The 19,621-nt window shown below is 74.6% G+C and carries 17 protein-coding genes; 10 read left to right on the forward strand and 7 right to left on the reverse strand.

The window, feature by feature from the left end:
• The first annotated feature begins 170 nt into the window (after window positions 1–170).
• The 6 genes from ACWGJO_RS27325 (at window position 171) to ACWGJO_RS27350 (ending at window position 6,103) form a co-directional block, all read left to right on the forward strand.
• Window positions 171–938 (forward strand): HAD hydrolase family protein, encoded by a 768-nt coding sequence (locus tag ACWGJO_RS27325; RefSeq protein ID WP_452187699.1) that lies wholly within the window; start codon window positions 171–173, stop codon window positions 936–938.
• A gap of 261 nt (window positions 939–1,199) precedes the next feature.
• Window positions 1,200–1,481 (forward strand): hypothetical protein, encoded by a 282-nt coding sequence (locus ACWGJO_RS27330; protein ID WP_452187700.1) that lies wholly within the window; start codon window positions 1,200–1,202, stop codon window positions 1,479–1,481.
• A gap of 68 nt (window positions 1,482–1,549) precedes the next feature.
• Complete coding sequence (locus tag ACWGJO_RS27335) at window positions 1,550–2,950, forward strand: cytochrome P450 (RefSeq protein WP_452187702.1); 1,401 nt, start codon at window positions 1,550–1,552, stop codon at window positions 2,948–2,950.
• A gap of 99 nt (window positions 2,951–3,049) precedes the next feature.
• Window positions 3,050–3,706, forward strand: a complete 657-nt coding sequence (locus ACWGJO_RS27340; protein WP_452187754.1) for a DUF1707 SHOCT-like domain-containing protein — start codon at window positions 3,050–3,052, stop codon at window positions 3,704–3,706.
• Between the two features lie 80 nt (window positions 3,707–3,786).
• Window positions 3,787–4,587: a serine hydrolase gene (locus ACWGJO_RS27345; protein WP_452187704.1), complete on the forward strand. Its 801-nt coding sequence runs from the start codon at window positions 3,787–3,789 to the stop codon at window positions 4,585–4,587.
• 310 nt (window positions 4,588–4,897) lie between these two features.
• Window positions 4,898–6,103 carry a transferase gene (locus ACWGJO_RS27350; RefSeq protein ID WP_452187706.1) on the forward strand — a complete coding sequence of 402 codons (1,206 nt, stop codon included), beginning with the start codon at window positions 4,898–4,900 and terminating at the stop codon, window positions 6,101–6,103.
• 114 nt (window positions 6,104–6,217) lie between these two features.
• Here ACWGJO_RS27350 and ACWGJO_RS27355 read toward each other — a convergent pair whose 3' ends face one another.
• The 6 genes from ACWGJO_RS27355 to ACWGJO_RS27380 all read right to left on the reverse strand — a co-directional run bounded on the left by ACWGJO_RS27355 (window position 6,218) and on the right by ACWGJO_RS27380 (window position 13,062).
• Window positions 6,218–7,351, reverse strand: a complete 1,134-nt coding sequence (locus ACWGJO_RS27355) for an FAD-dependent monooxygenase (protein ID WP_452187708.1) — start codon at window positions 7,349–7,351, stop codon at window positions 6,218–6,220.
• A 157-nt stretch (window positions 7,352–7,508) separates the two neighbouring features.
• Window positions 7,509–8,099 carry a GTP-binding protein gene (locus ACWGJO_RS27360; RefSeq protein ID WP_452187710.1) on the reverse strand — a complete coding sequence of 197 codons (591 nt, stop codon included), beginning with the start codon at window positions 8,097–8,099 and terminating at the stop codon, window positions 7,509–7,511.
• A 2-nt stretch (window positions 8,100–8,101) separates the two neighbouring features.
• Window positions 8,102–8,584 (reverse strand): DUF742 domain-containing protein, encoded by a 483-nt coding sequence (locus ACWGJO_RS27365; protein WP_452187712.1) that lies wholly within the window; start codon window positions 8,582–8,584, stop codon window positions 8,102–8,104.
• Window positions 8,585–8,589: 5 nt separating this feature from the next.
• A complete protein-coding gene (locus tag ACWGJO_RS27370) occupies window positions 8,590–9,045 on the reverse strand; it encodes a roadblock/LC7 domain-containing protein (RefSeq protein WP_359914137.1) in 456 nt (151 codons plus the stop codon).
• Window positions 9,042–11,960 (reverse strand): nitrate- and nitrite sensing domain-containing protein, encoded by a 2,919-nt coding sequence (locus ACWGJO_RS27375; RefSeq protein WP_452187713.1) that lies wholly within the window; start codon window positions 11,958–11,960, stop codon window positions 9,042–9,044. Before ACWGJO_RS27375 ends, ACWGJO_RS27370 begins: the two co-directional genes overlap by 4 nt.
• Before the next feature lie 418 nt (window positions 11,961–12,378).
• Complete coding sequence (locus ACWGJO_RS27380; RefSeq protein ID WP_452187715.1) at window positions 12,379–13,062, reverse strand: FadR/GntR family transcriptional regulator; 684 nt, start codon at window positions 13,060–13,062, stop codon at window positions 12,379–12,381.
• A 186-nt stretch (window positions 13,063–13,248) separates the two neighbouring features.
• On the opposite strand from ACWGJO_RS27380, the gene ACWGJO_RS27385 reads away from it, so the two are divergent.
• From ACWGJO_RS27385 to ACWGJO_RS27400, 4 genes are all read left to right on the forward strand, one after another.
• Window positions 13,249–14,970 (forward strand): 2-isopropylmalate synthase, encoded by a 1,722-nt coding sequence (locus ACWGJO_RS27385; protein ID WP_452187717.1) that lies wholly within the window; start codon window positions 13,249–13,251, stop codon window positions 14,968–14,970.
• A 7-nt stretch (window positions 14,971–14,977) separates the two neighbouring features.
• On the forward strand, window positions 14,978–15,499 hold the full coding sequence (locus ACWGJO_RS27390) for a YbaK/EbsC family protein (RefSeq protein WP_452187718.1): 522 nt from the start codon (window positions 14,978–14,980) through the stop codon (window positions 15,497–15,499).
• Between the two features lie 547 nt (window positions 15,500–16,046).
• Window positions 16,047–17,948, forward strand: a complete 1,902-nt coding sequence (locus tag ACWGJO_RS27395) for an ABC transporter ATP-binding protein (protein ID WP_452187720.1) — start codon at window positions 16,047–16,049, stop codon at window positions 17,946–17,948.
• 399 nt (window positions 17,949–18,347) lie between these two features.
• On the forward strand, window positions 18,348–18,500 hold the full coding sequence (locus ACWGJO_RS27400; RefSeq protein ID WP_452187722.1) for a hypothetical protein: 153 nt from the start codon (window positions 18,348–18,350) through the stop codon (window positions 18,498–18,500).
• Window positions 18,501–18,600: 100 nt separating this feature from the next.
• On the opposite strand, the gene ACWGJO_RS27405 is transcribed toward ACWGJO_RS27400, so the two are convergent.
• Complete coding sequence (locus ACWGJO_RS27405) at window positions 18,601–19,404, reverse strand: nucleotidyltransferase family protein (protein ID WP_452187724.1); 804 nt, start codon at window positions 19,402–19,404, stop codon at window positions 18,601–18,603.
• Between the last annotated feature and the right edge of the window lie 217 nt (window positions 19,405–19,621).

The following is a 19,621-nucleotide window of genomic DNA, read 5'->3' on the forward strand; positions in this document are numbered from 1 at the left end:
CGGCCCCGGCCCGCGGGTGCCCGTCCCGCGGGGGCCCGCCCCGCCCCGCCGCCGGGGCCCTGTGGTCGGGCTTCGGCCGTCGGGCCCCGCCGCGCCCGCCGACTTCCCGCTCCGGCCGTACCCGAAGGGCCGCGGGATCGTGCACCGCACCGCCTGGATACGATCGCACGATGATCACCACCAGCGCCCGCACCACGGTCCTCGACATCGACGGCACCCTCTGCTTCGACGGGCGGACGATCGACCGCCGGATCCTCGCCGCGCTGGCGGACTGCGAGCGGGTCGGGCACCAGCTGGTCTTCGCCTCCGCCCGGCCGGTCCGCGACCTCCTGCCCGTCCTCGACGGGGCCTTTCCCGCCGCCACGCTGATCGGCGGCAACGGCAGCCTGGTCTCCGTCGACGGCCGGGTGCGGGCGCGGGCCGCGTTCGAGGCCGGTGACCTCGACCGGCTGCTGACCGAGGCCGAGCGGTTCCGGGCGGGCTACCTCGCCGACGGCCCGTGGGACTACGCCTACACCGGACCGGCCGACCACCCGATCCGCGGCCGGGTCGACCAGGGCGGCCTCGCCCGCCGGGTGGAGATCGCCGAACTCCCCGCCGTGGTCAAGTTCCTGGTGGTCGACGCGACCGACCCGGCGGCCCTCGCGGAGGCCGGCCGCGCGCTCGGGATGACCGTCAACCACCACCTCGACGAGGCGATCATCGACTTCGCCCCGGGCGCCACGAACAAGTGGGAGGCGCTGACCTCGCTGGGGATCGACGCGTACAACGCCTTCGGCAACGACATCAACGACCTCGACCTGCTGCGCAACGCCCGGCACTCCGTCCGGGTCGGCGCCCACCCGGGCCTGGACGGCGTCGCCCGCGTCACCGTCGCCGCCGAACCGGAGGCCGTCGCCGCCGAGATCTCCCGGCTGGCCGAGGCGCCCGGCCGGTAGCCGCCGGGCGCCGCGACCGTTCGCGTCAGGCCGACGCGGCGGGCGAGGAAGCGGACCGCGCTGTCGGCCTCGAAGCGGGGCAGGTCCTTGTGCCGGCCGGTGTCGGCGTCGCCTCCTCGCCGGAGACCTGGTAGGAGCCCGTACGCCCTCGTCGGTTCGGGGGATTGCGGCGGGGGTTCCGGCGTGGACGGGGCGGCGGGGGAATCCATGCCCCGGAAGGGCGCCGCAACCGGTTGCGCGCCCTCGGAAGGGAGAACAGTCATGCGTCGTCGGATTGCCGCGGTCGGGATGCTGGCCGCCGCCGGAGTGCTCGCGTTCGCCGTGCCCGCACAGGCGGCGACGGGGGTCCTGGTGGTGAACGGTGCGGCGCACCAGAACCCGGCCCGGGGGTGCTACCCGACCCTGTCGCCCGTACTCGTCCAGAACCTCACGGACACGAGGGTCGACGTGTACTCCGCGGCGAACTGTCAGGGGTCGCTGACGCGGGAGATCGCCGCCGGGATGTCCGCGGCGACGGTCGGTTTCAGCTACTTCGTCAACTGACGCCGGAGCAGGACCTGAGCACGGGAAGTCGGCCGGGCCGACTTCCCACGCCGTCACCAGGAGGTGCGATGGAGATCCCGGGGCCCGAACCGTGCGCCGACGGCGGGGTGGGCGCCATCGCTCGGGCGGGCGGCCTGCACGCCTACCAGCTGTGGCTGCATGCCGAGTACGGACCCGTCGCGCGGCTCCAACTGCCCGGGGCCGGGACCGCCGTGTCGATCGCCGATCCGGTGCTGCTGGAGGCCGCGGTCCACCTCGACGAGCGGCCCCGGCGGCTGTTCTCCTTCCTGGACCCGCTGTTCGAGGCGGGCAACCTCCAGGTGCTCCCGGCCGACGAGCACGGGCCGTGGCGCCGGCTGCTGCTCACCGTCCTGGCCGGACGGCCCTCGCACGAACGGCACGTCGCCCGCTTCGCCGCCCTGGCGACCGGGCTCGCCGACCGCTGGGCCGCCCTGCCCGCCGGGCGGCCCGTCGAGCTCCAGCGGGAACTGGCCGGGCTCTCCCTCCGGATGGTCTGCGACTACGCCCTGGGCGGCGAGGTCGAGGACCCGGACGGCGTGGTCGAGGCCTTCGAGGTGGTGCTCGCCGACCAGTTGGAGCGCCTCTACCGGGATCCGGCCGAGCAGGCCCCGGAGCAGCACGTCGAACGGACCGCGCGGGCCCTCGCCCGGCTGCGGGCGACGGTCGACCGGGTGATCGCCGCGCACCGCCCGGACGGCCCGAGCGCCGGCGGCCCCGGCACCCGCGACCGTGGCGCAGGCGGCCCCAACACCGACAACCCCGGCACCGGCGACCGCGGCGACCTGATCGGCGCCCTCGTCGAGGCCGGCGAGAGCCCCGCGAGGATCCGCGACACCGTCCTCGCCGTGATGCTGGCCGCCCACCACACCACGGGCGTGGCCGTCTCCTGGACGCTGCACCTGCTCGCCGCCCACCCGGAGGCGGCCGCGCGCGTCACCGAGGAGCTCGACCGCGTCCTCGGTGACCGCCCGGCGCCCGACCACGCCGACCTGCGCCGGCTGCCGTACCTGGGGATGGTCCTGCGCGAGTCGCTGCGCCGCTACCCGCCCGGCCCGTACGGCGCCCGGTGGACCGCCGGTCCGCTGTCCGTCGGCGGGTACACCGTCCCCGCCGGGGCGGTGGTCCTCCTCCCGATCCTGGCCGTCCACCTGAACCCCGCGTACTGGCCCGAGCCGGAGCGGTTCCGGCCCGAGCGGTTCACCCCCGAGGAGTCGGCGGGGCGCCCCCGGCTGGCCTGGATCCCGTTCGGCCTGGGCCCGCGCGCCTGCGAGGGGGCGGGCCTGGCCATGACGGAGGCCCAGGTGGTGCTGGCCGTCCTGCTCAAGCGGCTCGGCTTCCGGCCCGAGCCGGGCCACCGGGTGGTCCCGGTCGAACGGTTCGTGCTGTGGGCCGCCCACGACATCCGCATGCTGGTGAGCCCGCGCGCCGCGGACGGCCCGTCCCGCTGAGTGCTCTGGCGGGAACTCCTATCGCGATATATCGTGAGTTCCCGTTCGTGTCGCCGACTCCGACGCGTGACGACCATCGTCGAGTTCAGGACGGGAAGTATGCGGGGAGAGATCGTGCCAGCCGGGACGCACTCCGGCCCCGGCCCGCAACAGTCCGGGATGCGGGCCTCCCACGCCGACCGGGACCGGGTGGCCGAGTTGCTGCGGGTCGCGGCGGGTGACGGCCGGCTGACCCCGGACGAGCTGGACGAGCGCCTGGAGGTCGCCCTGTCGGCGCGGACGCTCGGCGAACTGGGCGGGCTGACCGCCGACTTGCCGCCGGTGTCGATCTCCGCCGACGGGGTGGTGGCGGAGGTCAAGGACGTCCTGCGGATCGACCAGCGGTGGAGCGCGGTCAGGCGGGAGGGGCGCTGGGTGGTGCCGCGACGGCTGGAGCTCTTCGTGGAGTGGTGCGACGTGACGCTCGACTTCACCCGGGCGGTGATCACCCAGGACACCCTGCGGATCGACCTGGACATGGAGGGCAAGACCCTGACGCTGATCACCGGGCCGGGCGTCGTGGTCGATTCCGACGCCCTGGCACTGGAGTTCAGCAGGGTCAGGAACGGCCGGGCGCCGGACTCCGGCGGGCCGGTCGTCCTGCGCGTGGAGCTGGTCGGCAGGAAGCGCCACGGCCGGATCGTCGTGCGGCAGCCGCGGCGGACGGCCGGACAGTGGCTGCTGCGCAAGCCCGTGGCGCTGCCTCCCGGCGGCTGACGGGCCGCCGCGGCGGCCGCGGGTTCGTGTCGTGCGCCGCAACCGTCGGGGTCCGACCGGTTCTGCCCTACCCTTCCTCCATGCTCTCTGTGGTGGTGGCCCCCTGGATGGGCGACTCGAAGCCGGTGTTCCTCCACAACCCGGACGAACTGCACGACGCCGCGAGCACGATGAAGGTCGCCGTGCTCGCCGCGCTCTGCCGCGGCGGCGTCGGTCTCGACGCCGAAGTCCCCGTGGTGAACCGCTTCGAGTCCGTCGTGGGCGGGGAGTTCGGCAACGACCCGGACCGGGACAGCGATCCGCTGCCCTGGGAACTGCTCGGTACCCACGTCCCGCTCCGGCTGCTCGCCGAGCGGATGATCACCCATTCCTCCAACCTCGCCACCAACATCTGCCTGGCCCGCACCACCCAGCAGGCCGTCGCCGACGTGTGGCGCCGCGCCGGAGCCACGCACAGCGCCACCCCGCGCGGGATCGAGGACTACGCGGCGCGCGCCCGGGGCGTGCACAACCGGGTGAGCGCCCGCGACCTGGTCCGGCTGCTGCGCTCGCTCGCCGACGAGCCCGAACTCCTCGGCCTCCTCGAATGCAACGAGTTCCGGGTGGACCTGGCCGCCGGCCTCCCCTCCAACACCCGGATCGCCTTCAAGAACGGCTGGATCCCCGGCACCCGGCTCGGCGTGGGCCTCGTCCAGGCGGCCGACTGCCCGCCCTACCTGATCGCCGTCTGCTACACCGGCCCGCTCGCCGACGGCACGGACCGCACCGACCCGGCGGCCCGGCTGCTCGCCCGCATCTCCAAGGCGGTGTGGGACCGCCGGGACCAGATCAGCCGGCCGGTGCCCTCGGCCCGCCCGGCGCCGCTCCGTTCGGCGGGTTGATCCGTACGAGCCCGTGGTGGCCGGCGGGTCCGAAGCGGCATGCGGCATGCGCCGTCCAGCCGGCCGCCCGTCGGCCGGCGCGGCGACCCGGTCGAACAGGAGTATCCGGCGTCCACCGGGGCGGAGGCGCCCGGCGCGTGACGCTGCGGAGCATCCGCTGACGGACGGCCCGGACGCGCTCCGGGCCGTTCCGCTCGGGGCGTGCGCCCGGGAACCGGCGCCGATCGCACACGCATGACGGCCCGTCCGTTGCGGTATCGGATTGAAGGGTCCTGCTCAACGGCTGCGCGAGGGTTCGGGGGTGGTCGGCGTGTCGTCCCGGCTACGGATGTTCGCCAGGTGGATCACGGCGGTCGCGCTCGCGGCGGCGTACGCGGCCCTGCACCTGCTGGTCAACGTGGGCGTGGGCCAGCAGGTCCGCGCGAGCAGGGCGGGGGCGCTGTGGTGCGGGGCGGTCGCCCTGGCGCTGCTCGGACCCGCCCTGTGGCTGCGGCACCGCCGACGGGCGGGGGTCGCCGAGATCGTCGCGCTCGTCGACCGCTACGGCACCCGGCGGCCGCGATGCCGGCGGGCCGTCCTGGCCGCCAACACCGCCGGGTGCGTGCTGGCCGGGGGCGGCGCGCTCGCCGTCGCCGTGTCGGAGCGCAGCGACGCGCTCCCGCCGGAGGCGTCGCTCCTGCTGCTGGCGGGCGGCGTCGCGACCGCGGGGGCCGGCCTCCTGCTCCTGCGCGGCACCCGTCCGTACGCGGCTCGCGGGGCGGCCCAGGCCCTGCTCCGGGACGGTCGCAGACCCGTGCTCTACCTGCGCAGCTTCGACGACGACGACGAGGCGGCCGCCCGGGCGGACGACAGGGCGAGGAGCGCCCTCCGCGCGCGGGAGGTGCAGTTCGCCGCCGCGCTGGGCGCCGTCGGTCCCGTGATCGCGGTGGGGCGGCCGGGGGAGACCCTTCCGCTCCTGGGAGCGGCCCGGTTCTACCTGCCGCTCGACGACTGGCAGGGCACCGTGCGGCGGTTGATGGACCTGTCCCAGCTGATCGTGCTGCGGCTGGGGCCGGGGGAAGGGCTGCGGTGGGAGATCGGGGAGGCCCGGGCCACGCAGCCACCGGCGAAGCTGATCCTGCTGGCCCCGCGCGGCTTTCCGGAGCTGGCCGGCCAGGTGAACGCGAGCCTCCCCACCCCGCTGCTGCCCAGGGAGATGGTCGTGGGCGGGCACTGGGTCGGAGCTGTCATCGCCTTCGACGCCCACTGGACCCCCCGGGTGTTCCCGGTGAAGGAGCGCAGGGGGCGGACGGCGTGGACGGCCCGGTCGGGCGGCTCCTCCCTGCGGACGCCCACCGTGCACCTGGTCCGCACCATCCACGCGGCGCTGGCCGCGACCGGGAGGCGGCAGCGGGCGATGGCCTGGAGGGCGCAACTCGCCACCAGGAAGGCCGACCTGGTGATGGCGGGGTTGGCCCTCGCGCTGGTCCTGCCGGGGTGGCTCGGGTACCGGATCCTGCAGTTGGCCGGTCGCTGAACCGCCCGGCCGCCCGGCTGCCCGCTCCGCCGCCCGGCCCGGCGACGCGCCGAAACGCGCCGCTGGGCCCGGGGCCGAGGCCGCGGCCGGGCGGAGGGGTCGAGGCCGCAGCCGTCAGTACGGCTGGACCAGGACGTGCGCCGCGCCCGGGATGCCGACCTTGAGGAGCTCGTCCTCCTCCGGTGTGGTCGGCGTGCCCGTCTCCTGCTTGAGGACGGCCCGCGACAGGGCCTGGACCCACATGGCGCGGGGGCGGCGGCGCTCCTCCCAGGCGGCGAGGGCGGCCGGCACGGTGTCGGCCGCGTCCAGGCTCAGGGCGAGCACGAGCGCGTCCTCGACGGCCATCGCGGCGCCCTGGGCGAGGTGCGGGGTGGAGGCGTGGGCGGCGTCGCCGGCCAGGACGATCCGGCCGACGTGCCAGGGCTCCTCGACGGTGACCTGGGAGATCCGCGAGTGGACCACGGCGGCCGGGTCGGTGATCAGCGCCAGCGCCTCGGCGATCGGCCCGCCGAAGCCGGCCAGCCGCTCGCGCAGCTGCTCGTGGGCGCGCTCCGGGTCCGGACGGAAGTCCTCGGCCTCGGCGAAGACCGAGCCCAGGTACATCTGATCCGTGCTGATCGGGGTGAGCAGGGCCTTGGCGCTGAGGTTGCCGGAGGACATCACCACACCCTGCACCTCGGGCGAACGCGGCAGCGTGACACGCCAGTTGGCGAAGCCGGTGTACTCGGGGAGGTACTTCTCGCCGTACAGGTGGCGGCGCAGCGGCGAGCCGATGCCGTCGAAGCCGACGACCAGGTCGTAGCGGCCGACGTGCCCGTCGGTGAGGGCGACCTCGACGCCGTGGGCGTCCTCGTGCAGGGTGTCGATGGTGGTGCCGAAGCGGACCGTGACGCCCGCCCCGGAGGCGGCGCCGGCCAGGACGCGGGCCAGCGCGGGGCGGGGGATGCCGTTGTTGGAGGGCACGTCGCCCATCCGGGGCTGCGGGATCTTCGCGAGGGTGGCGCCGGCCGGGTCGCAGATGGTCAGCACCTCCCACGGGAAGCCGACGGACAGGCAGTCCTCCAGGACGCCGATCTCGCGCATCACGTGCAGGGCGTTGGACGGCTGGATGATGCCGACGCCGAGGGCCTCCGGCTGCTCGCGCAGCTCGGCGACGTCGACCCGGTGGCCGCGCTGGGCGAGGGCGGTGGCGAGGGTGAGGCCGCCGATGCCGCCACCGTTGACGAGGACGCGCAGGGGTCTGGTCATGAGGGTCGCTCCGAAGGGAAGTTCGCAGGAGTGTGGTGGCTCGGCCGGAGCCGGCCGGTCGGGGCCGGTCGGCTGCGGGGATGCGGGGCTGCGGGATGCGGCCGACGCCGGTCGGCCGCATGAGGGTTCGGCCGAGTACGGTTCGGCCGGGACCGGTTCAGCCGGCGCGCGTGGCGGCGAGGTCCATCAGGTGGTCGACCAGGGCGAGCAGCAGGTCCCGGCCGAAGGCGCGCTCGCGCACGTCCCCGAGCAGCATCGGCACCTGCGGGTCGAGGTCGAGCGCGGCCCGGATCTCGTCGGGGGTGCGGGTGTTGGTGTTGTGGAAGCAGTTGATCGCGACCACGAACGGGATGCCCCGGCTCTCGAAGAAGTCGATGGAGGCGAAGCTGGTCTCCAGCCGGCGGGTGTCGGCGATGACGATCCCGCCGAGGGCGCCGTTGACCAGGTCGTTCCACATGAACCAGAAGCGTTCCTGACCGGGTGTGCCGAACAGGTAGACGACCAGCTCGGGACTGACCGTGATCCGCCCGAAGTCGAGCGCGACGGTGGTGGTGGTCTTCTGGTCGACGCCGGCCAGGTCGTCGATGCCGACGCTGGCCCGGGTCAGGTACTCCTCGGTGCGCAGCGGGGCGACCTCGCTGACCGAGCCGACCAGGGTGGTCTTGCCCACGCCGAAGCCGCCCGCGATCAGGATCTTGACGGCGGCCGGGGCGGTGGGGGCGTCGATGGCGGAGTGGGGTGTTGCCATGTTCAGAGTCTCCGGAGTCCTTCGCGTACGGCCGTGAGCAGGCCGAGGTCCACGCCCCCGGCGGCCCGGGCCACCGAGAGCGGTGCCCGGGCCTTCAGCAGGCCCTGGGAGACCAGGTCGCCCAGCAGGATCTTGGTGACCGAGACCGGGAGGTCCAGGCCCGCCGACACCTCGGCGACGGCGATGGGGCGCCGGCAGCGTTCGAGGATCAGCCGGTGTTCGGGCTGCAGGCCGCGAGCACCGGCGCGGCTGCCCCGCGCCAGTGCCGCGTCGGCCTCCGCCTCGACCGTGGTGAGCACGGTGATGAGGGTGAGGTCGTCGCGCTCGGGCGCGGTCCGGCCGCGGGTGATCGTGTACGGGCGCACCATGCTGCCCGTCTCGTCCTCCGCGTCGTCCTCCTCCAGCTCGCTCCAGTGCGGCACCGCGCCGCGCCGCCGGCCGTCGTCGAGGCCGTCCCCCCAGGCGTCGTTCCCGTACGGTTCCACCCGGGTCAGCCCCGGTTCCGGGAGGCGAAGGCGTCGAAGGACGCCGGGGCGGCGGGGGCGCCCTCGCCGCGGACCGGGGTGGTGAGCTTCTGGCCGACCTGCTGCACCAGGGTGTGCATCGCGACGGACATCACCTCGGCGTCCACCTCCTGGGAGGCGACCACGGCCAGGTGGGTGCCCTGGGCGGCGGCGATGACGAACAGCCAGCACTCGGCGAGCTCGACGATCACCTGGTGCACCGGGCCGCCGTCGAACAGCGCCCCGACCCCGCGGGCCAGGCTCTGCTGGCCGGTGGCGACGGCGGCCAGCCGCTCGGCGTCGGCCCGCTCGATGGTGCGGGAGTGGCTGACCACGAGACCGTCGTCGGAGAGCAGGACGGCGTTCCTGGTCCCGGGCACCGAGTCGACGAGTCCGTCCAGCAGCCAGTCCAGGTCCTGGTGGGTGGCGATCGTGCGGTTCATGACTGGTCATCCGTTCGTGTGGTTCGGGTGTCCGCGGCCGGAAGGGCCCAGGGGGACGGGGCGGGCGCGGGAGCCGGGTGGCCGGCGGGTGCGGGGGAGGGGGCGGGTGCCGGCGGGGCGGTGGGCAGCGGGTGCTCGCCGCTGTCCTGGGCCCGGGCGGCGCGGGACTGGCGCTGGAAGGCGCCGATCGCCGCACCCGAGCGCCGCACTGGGCAGTCGGTGCGTTCGACCGGGCCCGCGGGCGGGGTGGCGGTCCCGGCGGCGGGCCGCTCGACCCACGGCGACCGCTCCGGCGGGGGCACCCGCAGCTCGGCCGCCAGGCTGGCCTGCCTGACGCGCTGCGGCAGGGGGGCCTGGCCGTCCTCGGCCGGGCTGAACGGCACCGAGGTCCGGTACTCGCGGCGCTGCCGGCGCTCGGCCAGCCGGTAGTGGTCGGCCGGTCGGTACTGCTCGTCGGCGTACGGGGCCTCGGCCTCGGTGACCCGGGCGTAGGCGATGTCCGGGTAGGCCGGGGTGTCCAGGGCGGGTGCCGGGTCGGCCGGGGAGCTGTGCTCGATCGGCTGCTCCGGCCGGACCGGCGGCCCGGAGGGGTGGGACGGCTCGGAGTCGAAGGCCTGCCCGGACTCGTAGGGCTGCCCGGACTCGTACGGCTGGTAGGGCTGCTCCTGCGGGAAGGGCTGTTCGGGCCGGTAGGGCTGCTCCTGCGGGAAGGGCTGCCCGTGCGGGAACGGCTGTCCCTGCGGGAACGGCGCCTCCGGCAGCGGGATCTCGTGGACGGTGGCTTCCGGCTCGGCCTCGGCGATCGTCTCGGCGGTCGTCTCCGCGCCCGCCTCGACACTCGCCCCGATGTCCGCCCCGAGGCCCGTCGAGGACAGCGGCAGCGGCACCGGAGCGGCCTGCGGGACGAAGCCGCCCTGGCCGAAGGAGTCCAGGCCGAAGGAGTCCACCGGCGCGACCGGCGGACCGGCCGGCACCGGGGCGGGCGTCTCGTCGGAGGCCGAGCGCACGGCCCGGCGCGAGCGGCGCACCAGCGGGATGGGCTCGGTGGCCGTACCGCCGGCGCCGTCCGGGAGCCCGGTGTCGCCCTCGATGACCAGCTCGTCCGGGACGAGCACGACCGCCCGGGTGCCGCCGAAGGCGGACGGGCGGAACTCGATCCTCAGCCCGTGCAGGGCGGCCAACCGGGAGATCACGTGGAAGCCGAGGCGGATGTCGTCGGCCCGGGCCAGCACGTCGGTGCGCGGCGGGCGGCTCATCAGCTCGTTGGCGGCGTCGTACTGCTCCGGGTCCATGCCCAGGCCCCGGTCCTCGATCTCGATCGCGAGCCCGCGGCCGACCACGGCGGCGCGCACCTCGACCGGCGTGGGCGGCTTGGAGAAGGTGGTGGCGTTCTCCATCAGTTCGGCGAGCACGTGCGCCACCGGCCCGACGGCTCGTTCGGACAGCCACGGGTCGCCCTCGATGTCGATCGAGATCCGGCGGTAGTCCTGCACCTCGCCCTGCGCGGCACGCAGCACGTCCAGCAGCGGGACGGGCTTGCGCCAGCGCCGCTGCGGCTGGCCGCCGGCCATGATGACGAGGTTCTCCTCGTACCGGCGCAGGCGGGCGGTGAGGTGGTCGAGGTCGAAGAGGCCCTCCAGGACCTCCGGGTCGTCGTGCTTGCGCTCCAGTTCGTCCAGCTTGCGCAGCTGGCGGCCGATCAGCAGCTGGGTGCGGCGGGCGATGCGCTGGAGCAGCCGCTCGAAGCCGCGGTGCTGCTCGGCCTGGCCGACGGCGGACTCCAGGGCGGCGGAGCGGGCCAGGTTGAGTGCCTGGCCGAGCCGGGCCAGCTCGTCGGTGCCGTTGCCGTGCGGCCCGGCGGTGATGGTGCGGGTCTCGGCCTCGACGTCCACCTGCTCGCCACGGCCGAGGCGCTCGACCACCTCGGGCAGGGTGCGCTGCATCTCCTCGGCCTGGGTGTGCAGGTCCTTGATGCGGCGGCGCAGCGAGCGGCTCAGGCGCCAGGAGGCGATGACGACCGCGACGACCGTGATCAGGCCGATGACGGTGGTCAGCACGACCCGGGTGAGCATGCCGATGATGGCGCTCTTGGCGACCTCGATGATGCCGTTGGTGCGGTCCTCGATGGCCTTGACCAGCGGCGGGTTGAGCCCGTCGAGGGCCTGGCGCCACTGGTCCTGGGTGGCCGGGAGCTTGACGGTGCCGGCGGCGTCGGCGGCGGTGGGCTTGAGCAGGGCCTGCTCGACGGCGGCCTTGGCCTGCCAGGACGGGCTGTTGACCAGGTCGTGCCAGGCCGGTGCCTCGGCGTCCGGGATGTACGGCAGGACCTGGACGTTGAGCAGGTGGTCCTGCGTGCCGATCAGCTGCTGGACCTGCTGGTAGTCGGTGGCGGACAGCCGCCCGGTGGGCCAGCCGCGGGCCAGGACGGCGTCCTCGCGGGAGATCATCTCCTTGGCCCAGAAGGAGTTGACCAGGGTCTTGGACAGCCAGGTGACCTCGCCGGTGTCGACCCGGCTGAGCGCGGTGAACAGCCGCAGGTCGACGCTGATCAGGTCGGTGTAGTAGGCGAAGACGCTCTGCTGGTCGGTGGTGGCGCGGTCGACGGCGGCACGCTGTTCGGCCAGCTTGCCCATGGCCTGGCGGGCCTCGACGACGGCGGAGCGGACCTCGGCGGGGGCGTTGTCGGCGGTCGCCCCGGAGAGGGTCTGGAACTGCCGTACCGCGTCGTCGGTGAGCTGGCGCTGGCGGCGCAGCTGGTCGGCGTTGGAGCCGGGCCGGGCGAGCGCCTCGGCGCTGAGCCGGCGCTCCTCCTGGAGGTTGTAGTAGACGATGTTGGACGGTTGGCCGGCCTTCTGCGCGATGGTGGCCTGGTCGGCCAGTCGCTGGAAGTCGGCGATGGTCTCACCGCTGGTCACGGCCCAGAGGGCGACCAGGGCGATGCTGGGGACGACGGCCAGGACGAGCAGCGCCGTCCGCAGGGACAGGCGTGGACGCCTGCGGGGGCCCTTCGGCGTCGGGGGCCGCCGATTCGCACGCGCGCGCAGAGCTGACTCCTTGGGGCTGGCGGCCGGCCGGTGAGGGGCGGGCCGTCCGGGCACGGTTTTTTGACGAAGCGATACTAGTCATACCGTGTGATTGGAGTGAAAAACCGTTCGCTGCCCGGGCCGTGCTTGCACACGCGGTGAACACAAGGTCACTCGACCGTTGACGGTGCGTATGCGGAGGGGGCGGTTCCGGGCCTGCTCGACACAGTGTCGGCGCGGCGCCCGGCCGGCGGGTGGCCGGGGTGTGAAAACTGTGTGACGCCCCGTCGCGCGGCCCCCGGGTGCCCCGTCAGTGTGCCAGCAGGCGGGAGCGGGTGGCCTCCAGCTCCGCCGCCAGCACCCGCCCGGCCGCCTCCGGATCGCCGTCGTGCAGGGCCCGGACGAGGTCCGCGTGGGCGTCGTAGCCGTGGTCCGGATCCTCCGCGCGCAGGCCGAACAGGCCGACCAGGGAGACCAGCTGCTCGCGCAGGACCGGGGCGAACTGGGCGAACAGGTCGTCCAGGACGGGATTGTGCGCGGCCGCCACCACAGCCGTGTGCAGCGCGATGTCGGCGTCCACGAAGGCGGCGTCGTCCGCCCCGCCCGCCGCCCGGCGGGCCGCCAGCGCGGCGTCGAGCGCGGCGAGGTCCGCCCCGGTGCGGCGGGCGGCCGCCAGCCGGGCCGCCTGCACCTCGACCACCGTCCGCACCTCGTAGACGTGCGCCAGCTCCGCGCGGCGCAGCCGGGCGGCCCAGTCCCCGGTGGGCCGGTCGGCGGTGACGTACACCCCGGAGCCCTGGCGGCTGCGCACCATCCCGGCCGCCGCGAGGGTGCGCAGGGCCTCCCGGACGGTCGAGCGGCCGACGCCCAGCTCCTCGGCCAGCGCCACCTCGCCCGGCAGCTTCCCGCCCACCGGCCACTGCCCGGCCCGGATCTGCTCCTCCAGCCGGGCGGCGGCCTGTTCGGCGAGGGGGGAGGGGCGGAGCGCGGCCATCGGGTTCACCTGTCAGGTTGTCTGAGGACTTTGGTCGTGGTTACTCTACCCGGCATGCAGCCGTGGACGCTCCCCCCGGGGGGCCTTCTTCTTGGTGGCCGCAGCGGGGCGTGACCGGACCGGCACCCCGCTGCGGCGCGCCGTCCTGCCGGTCTCCGGTGTCCGCCCCGAGCGAGGAACCCCGTCATGCGACCGCCCGTACGCTTCCCCACCCTGCACGCCCCCGCCGGGCCCGTCCCGGCCGCCGCCCCCGCCTGGAACCCCCAGCGCGGCGGCACCATGCCCTCCCACCGCTACCGCCCCGCCCACGAGCGGGTGCACGTGCCCGCCCTGCTGCGCCGCTGGCCCGGCCGTCGCATCGAGCGGGCCCCGCTGTGGGTGCCCGTGGACCTGCGCGACGGCAACCAGGCACTGGCCGAGCCGATGGACCCGGCGCGCAAGCAGTGGATGTTCGACCTGTTCCTGGCCATGGGCTTCAAGGAGATCGAGGTCGGCTACCCGTCCGCCAGCCGCACCGACTTCGACTTCGTCCGCCAACTGGCCACCACCCCCGGAGCCGTGCCCGAGGACGTCACCGTCGTGGTCTTCACGGCGGCTCGGGCCGACCTGGTCGAGCGCACCTTCGAAGCCGTCGCGGGCCTGCCCCGGGTGGTCGTCCACCTGTACACCGCCACCGCGCCGCAGTGGCGGGAGGTGGTCCTCGGCAAGGAGCGCGCCGGGCTCCGGGCGCTGATCACCTCGGCCGCGACGCTGATGGCCAGGCTGGGGGAGGGCCGGGACGGCCTGCGGTTCCAGTTCTCGCCCGAAGTGTTCAACCTGACCGAGCCGGACTACGCGCTGGAGGTGTGCAACGGGCTCACCCGGCTCTGGGACGCCTCGCCCGAGCGGCCGGTGATCCACAACCTGCCGGCCACCGTCGAGATCGCCACCCCCAACGTGTACGCCGACCAGATCGAGTACATGGACCGCCACCTGGAACGGCGCGAGGCGGTGATCCTCTCCGTCCATCCGCACAACGACCGCGGCACCGGCGTCGCCTGCGCGGAACTCGCCGTCCTCGCCGGCGCCCAGCGGGTCGAGGGCTGCCTGTTCGGCAACGGCGAGCGGACCGGCAACGTCGACCTCGTCACCCTGGCGCTCAACCTGCACACCCAGGGTGTCGACCCGATGCTGGACCTCTCCGACATCGACGCGATCCGGCGCACCGTCGAGCACTGCAACCGGCTGCCCGTCCACGAGCGGCACCCCTACGCGGGCGACCTGGTGCACACCGCCTTCTCCGGCACCCACCAGGACGCCATCCGCAAGGGCTTCGCCCGGCACGCCGAGACCGCCGCCGCGCTGGGCGTCCCGCAGCGGGAGGCGCCCTGGTCGGTGCCGTACCTGCCGATCGACCCGGCCGACCTGGGGCGGGACTACGAGGCGGTGATCCGGGTCAACAGCCAGTCGGGCAAGGGCGGGATCGCCCACCTGCTGCAGGCCGCGGAAGGGCTGGAACTGCCCCGGCGGCTGCAGATCGACTTCGCCCGGGTGGTGCAGGAGGCCACCGACGACAGCGGGCGGGAGATGACGGCGGAGGCGCTGTACGGACTGTTCCGGGCCGAGTACCTGGACGCGGGGGCCGGCCGGCGGTGGCGGGTCGGGGACGACTGGGCCGAGGTCGACGGCCGCCGGGGCGCCGGCGCCGGGCCGCTGGACGCGGTGGCCGACGCCGTGGGGGCGGAGATCCTCTCCTTCGGCGAGCACGCGGTGGGCTCCGGGCGGGACGCCGTCGCCTACGTGGAGGCGCGGGTCGGCGGGCCCGGCGGCGGGGTCGTGTGGGGCGTCGGGCGGGACGCCTCGGTGCTCACCGCGGGCGTACGGGCGGTGCTGAGTGCCGCCTCGCGCCGCTCGGCGCGGAAGGCATGATGGGCCGATGACCTCCTCACTCCCCACACGCAGTCAGGCCGTCGCCGAGGCACTGGCGGTGGCCGGCGTCCCCGGCGAGATCCGCGTCCTGCCCGACTCCGCCCGCACCGCCGCCGAGGCCGCCGCCGCGCTCGGCTGCGAGGTCGGCGCCATCGCGAACAGCCTGGTGTTCATCTGTGACGGCGCGCCGCTGCTGGTGATGACCAGCGGCGCCCACCGGGTCGACACCGCCCACCTGGCAAGGCAGTTGGGCACCGGCCCGATCGAACGCGCCACCGCCGCCCAGGTCCGCGAGGCCACCGGCCAGGCCATCGGCGGCGTCGCCCCGACCGGCCACCCGGCGCCGCTGCGCACCGTGGTCGACACGGCGCTCGACGCGTACGAGATGCTCTGGGCCGCCGCCGGACACCCGCACACCGTCGTCCCGATGACGTACCGGGAGTTGCTGAACGTGACGGGCGGGACGCCATCCACAGTGGTCGTCGAAGAGACGCAGGATCCGACAATCGCACAATCCGACCGGCTCTGAAGCTGCGCATACGTTCGGCAGGCGGATACTGGAGGAGTGGGGCGAATCGATCCGGGCGTCGCCGACAGGCCGCCGGAAGGGTTCGGCCACCAGTAACGGCCTCCAGTTCCCCGCAATTCGCGCCGTCGGTGCGGGTCGTGGGCGCGCGGAGGGCCGACACGACGAGAGAGAGAAGCCGTTATGAGTTACTTCGGTCGTGGAGGAGACAGGGACCGTGGTTACGGTCGTGACTTTGGAGACCGGGGTCGAGGTCGGGGCCTGGGCCTGGGTCTGGGACTGGGCCGTGGTTACGGTCGTGACTTCGACCGCCGTGGACGCCGTCGTTTCGGTTGCTGGTGACGGTGCTTACGGCTAGGACTGCGCACAGCAGTTCCGACTAGCGTCACCCCGAGGGGCCGACGGTGTCACCGCCGGCCCCTCGCCCTGGGATCGGCGCCGCCTCCGCACGGAGGATGATGCGTCCCCACCCGGGGACGACGGCTCCGGATCCCGGAACCTCGTTTCCGGATCCCGGAACGACCATCTCCGAGAGCAACGGGTTCTGCCCATGCGCGATGTGACGCCCCCGGGTGACCGGGCGGTCGGCAAGGCCGACGCGGTCAACAAGGTCAACGGGGCCGACGAGGCCGAGTACCAGGGACCGGTGGCGGAATCGCCGGTCATCCCGCTGCGGGAGCTCATTCGCCGGTTCTGGCCGTGGGTGCGCCCCGATGCGCGCTGGCTCCCGGTGAGCGCGGCCCTGCTCGTCGTCGGCGCCTTCGGCGAGGTCGTCTCGGTCTGGCTGTTCAAGGACCTCATCGACGACGTGCTCGTCCCCCGGCACTTCGCCGATTTCTGGCCGCTCGCCGCCCTGATGCTCGGTGCGGCCGTCGCCGCCGGGCTGTTGACCTTCGCCGGCATGTACACCAGCACCTGGATCGCCGAGCGCTACATGCTGCGCCTGCGCACCGACACCCTCGCCCACCTGCACACCCTGCCCCCCGACACGCTGGAGAGCCGCTGGCGCGGCGACCTGGTGGCGCGGCTCACCTTCGACATCGCCGAGATCGAGCGGATGGTGGCCACCGGGCTGGTCGAGGGCGCGGTGGCCGTCGCCAGCCTGCTGCTGTTCACCGGCGCCGCGTTCTACCTGAGCTGGCAGCTCACCCTGGCCGCGCTGCTGGCCGCACCGCTGTTCATCCTCTCCACCAGCCTGTTCGGACGCGTCATCCGGCGCCGGGAGCGACAGGTCCAGCGCCGCGCGGGCGGAGTGACCGCGCTGCTGGAGGAATCCCTGCGCAACGCCGTGGTCACCCGGACCTGCGGCCAGGAGAGCCGGGAGGTCGAACGGGTCCACCGGGAGGGCCGGGGCCTGCTCGACGCCGAACTCGCCGCCGCCCGGGTCAGCGGCCTGTACCAGCCCTTCCTCAACGTGCTGCAGCTGCTCGCCGGTCTGGCCGTAGTGGGTGTCGGCGCCCTGCAGGTCATCCACGGACAGCTCAGCCTCGGCGGCCTGCTCGCCTTCGCCGCCTTCATGGCCCAGCTGTTCGAGCCCGTCCAGCAGCTCGCCGCCCTCATCCCGCTGGCCGGCGCGGCCGGCGCCTCGGGCGAACGTGTCCTGGAGCTGCACGAGATCCGCAGCCCGGTGCGGGAACGCCCCACGGCCGGGGACACCGGCCCGGTCCAGGGCCGGGTCACCCTCCAGGGCGTCCACGCCGCCTACTCGGGCGCCACTGGCATCCCGGGACCGCCCGTCCTGGCCGACGTGGACCTCGACCTGCGCCCCGGCGAGACCCTGGCCGTCCGCGGGCCCAGCGGCAGCGGCAAGTCGACCCTCGCCAAGCTCCTGGTCCGCTTCCTCGACCCGCAGGCCGGCACCGTCCGCCTCGACGGGCAGGACCTGCGCGACCTCACCCTCGCCTCACTGCGCCGAGCGGTCACGCTGCTGCCCCAGGAGGCCCCGCTGTTCCACGCGAGCATCGCCGACAACATCGCGTACGGCCGTCCGGACGCCCACCCCGACGACATCGAACGCGCCGCCCGCATCGCCGGGGTCCACGGCTTCGTCACGGCGCTCCCGGAGGGCTACCGCACGGTGATCGGCGCCGACGGATTCCAGCTCTCCGGCGGTCAGAGCCGGCGCGTCGCCATCGCCCGGGCGTTCCTGCGCGACACCCCCGTCGTGATCCTGGACGAACCCACCAGCGGCCTGGACCCGCACACCGTCGAGCAGCTCGTCCCCGCGCTGCGCCGCCTGATGACCGGGCGCACCACCCTCCTGATCACCCATGACCGGGCCCTCCTGCCGCTGGCCGACCAGGTGCTCACCCTCGAGGGGCGGGACGCGGATGGTCGGGGTCCGGACGGTGGGGGCGGTGGTCCGGACGGGGGGCGGGGCGCCGGTCCGGACGGTCGTGCGGCCACGCGCCCGAACGGCGCGATCCGCGTGCGGGCGCCACAGGACCCCTGAGGCCCGGACGCCGGAGTACCGGCCGGGCGGGGAGTCCGGACGGGCAATCCGGATGGGGGAGTCCGGACGGGCGATCCGGATGGGAAGTACTGCCTCCATGCTGTTGACGTGGATCGCCGAGCCGGCCGACGAGCCGCTGGCGCCGGAGCCGGACGACCACCCGGTGGAGTGGGAGACCGACACCTGGTGGCTGAGCGCCGAGGCCGAGGACCGGCAGGCGCTGACGGCCGGGGAGGTGGTGGACTTCCTGGCCGACGAGGAGCCCGGAACGACCAGGCTCACGGACGAGACGGACGGGGCCGATGAGACGGACGGGGCGGAGCCGGTGATCCGGCCCTTCCCCGTCTGGGTCCGTGACGTCGCCGCCGTCGGGCCGCTGACGCGGCGGAACAGCGGTTCGTGGCGCTGGCCGACCAGGTCTGCTGCCCGGACTGCCTCGGCGACCGGGAGTCCGGGGCGCGGCAGGACTGGGAGCGGGAGCTGCGGGCGGCGGCCGTCGAGGTGGCGTCGGCGGCCGACCACGGGTTCACCGTCTCCTGGTACCGGGACTGACCGGCTCGGCGGGAGCCCTGGGCCGCCCCGCCGGGAGCCCTGGGCCAGCTCGGCGGGAGCCCGGGGGCCGGTTCCGCGGGCCGGCCGGCGGCTCAGCGGCTCAGCGGCCCAGTGCGGCCACGGTCTCCCGGGTCAGCGCCCGCGCCCGGGCGACCGTGGCCGTCAGCTCGGCCGCCGATCCGCCGGGCGCGGCGAGCAGACCGCGCGCCGTCGTGCCGAAGTCCGCGGGGGTGTCCGGCAGTTGCTCCGCGACGGCCAGGGCGCCCTTCTCGTTGAGGCACCAGCGGCGGTGGTGCGCGTGGAGAGCCTGGACCAGGATGCCGACGGCGCGCGACAGACAGAGCGAGACGTGCAGGGCATCGGCGCGGGCGGCGCTCTTCGCGGCGGTGTCGAGCAGGAAGCCGGCCTCCCAGGTGGCCGCGGTGAGGGCGTCACGCAGCGGCTCCGGATAGTCGGCGGCCTGCTCCTTGAGCCGCGTCAACTCCCCGGTGGGGTCGGCCAGCGGCAGTCCGAGGGCGACCTCGCCCGGGTAGCAGGGCGACCAGAAGCCGAGCGGGTGGCCGGCCTGCGTTCCCACCTCGAAGCGGCCCCGGCGGCAGTCCGCCCACACCCGCCCGACCCGGTCGAGGTCCCGCAGGATCCAGTCCACGGCGACACCCTCGACCCGCAGCCACGCACCGCCGTTCACCCACGGACCCCAGCCGCCCGGTCCGGCCACCTCGACCTCCGGCCCGGCGAGCGCCCGCAGCGTGTTGAGGTCGGGGGCGCCCCGGTAGTACACCCCGAGGTCCCAGTCCGACTCCGGCCCCTCCTCGCCCCGGGCCCGGCTCCCGCCGAGCATCACCCCCACCACGCCCGGCACACGGGCGAGTTGAGAGGCCATGTGCTCAATGACGGTGCGCATGGGGAGAGTTTGCCAGGCGCGTCGGCGCCCGCCCGGGGAATGACGGCACCCGCCCGGTGTGTCATGGAGGTTCGGCGTCGTGGCGGTGTTCGCAGGCGTAGCGGTGTCCGGAGGGTGGCGGTGTCCGGAGGCGTACCCACTCCTCGCCACTCTCAACATATAGCGCACGGGGGGCCTTGCCACAAGGCCCCGGTGCTGCCGCAGAATCACCGGCTCA

Source organism: Kitasatospora sp. NPDC054795 (assembly GCF_053611565.1).

Coding starts and splice junctions, on each gene's coding strand:
- ACWGJO_RS27325 (WP_452187699.1), top strand. CDS start 171: ATGATCACCACCAGCGCCCGCACCACGGTCCTCGACATCGACGGCACC.
- ACWGJO_RS27330 (WP_452187700.1), top strand. CDS start 1,200: ATGCGTCGTCGGATTGCCGCGGTCGGGATGCTGGCCGCCGCCGGAGTG.
- ACWGJO_RS27335 (WP_452187702.1), top strand. CDS start 1,550: ATGGAGATCCCGGGGCCCGAACCGTGCGCCGACGGCGGGGTGGGCGCC.
- ACWGJO_RS27340 (WP_452187754.1), top strand. CDS start 3,050: ATGCGGGGAGAGATCGTGCCAGCCGGGACGCACTCCGGCCCCGGCCCG.
- ACWGJO_RS27345 (WP_452187704.1), top strand. CDS start 3,787: ATGCTCTCTGTGGTGGTGGCCCCCTGGATGGGCGACTCGAAGCCGGTG.
- ACWGJO_RS27355 (WP_452187708.1), bottom strand. CDS start 7,351: ATGACCAGACCCCTGCGCGTCCTCGTCAACGGTGGCGGCATCGGCGGC.
- ACWGJO_RS27360 (WP_452187710.1), bottom strand. CDS start 8,099: ATGGCAACACCCCACTCCGCCATCGACGCCCCCACCGCCCCGGCCGCC.
- ACWGJO_RS27370 (WP_359914137.1), bottom strand. CDS start 9,045: ATGAACCGCACGATCGCCACCCACCAGGACCTGGACTGGCTGCTGGAC.
- ACWGJO_RS27380 (WP_452187715.1), bottom strand. CDS start 13,062: ATGGCCGCGCTCCGCCCCTCCCCCCTCGCCGAACAGGCCGCCGCCCGG.
- ACWGJO_RS27385 (WP_452187717.1), top strand. CDS start 13,249: ATGCGACCGCCCGTACGCTTCCCCACCCTGCACGCCCCCGCCGGGCCC.
- ACWGJO_RS27390 (WP_452187718.1), top strand. CDS start 14,978: ATGACCTCCTCACTCCCCACACGCAGTCAGGCCGTCGCCGAGGCACTG.
- ACWGJO_RS27395 (WP_452187720.1), top strand. CDS start 16,047: ATGCGCGATGTGACGCCCCCGGGTGACCGGGCGGTCGGCAAGGCCGAC.
- ACWGJO_RS27405 (WP_452187724.1), bottom strand. CDS start 19,404: ATGCGCACCGTCATTGAGCACATGGCCTCTCAACTCGCCCGTGTGCCG.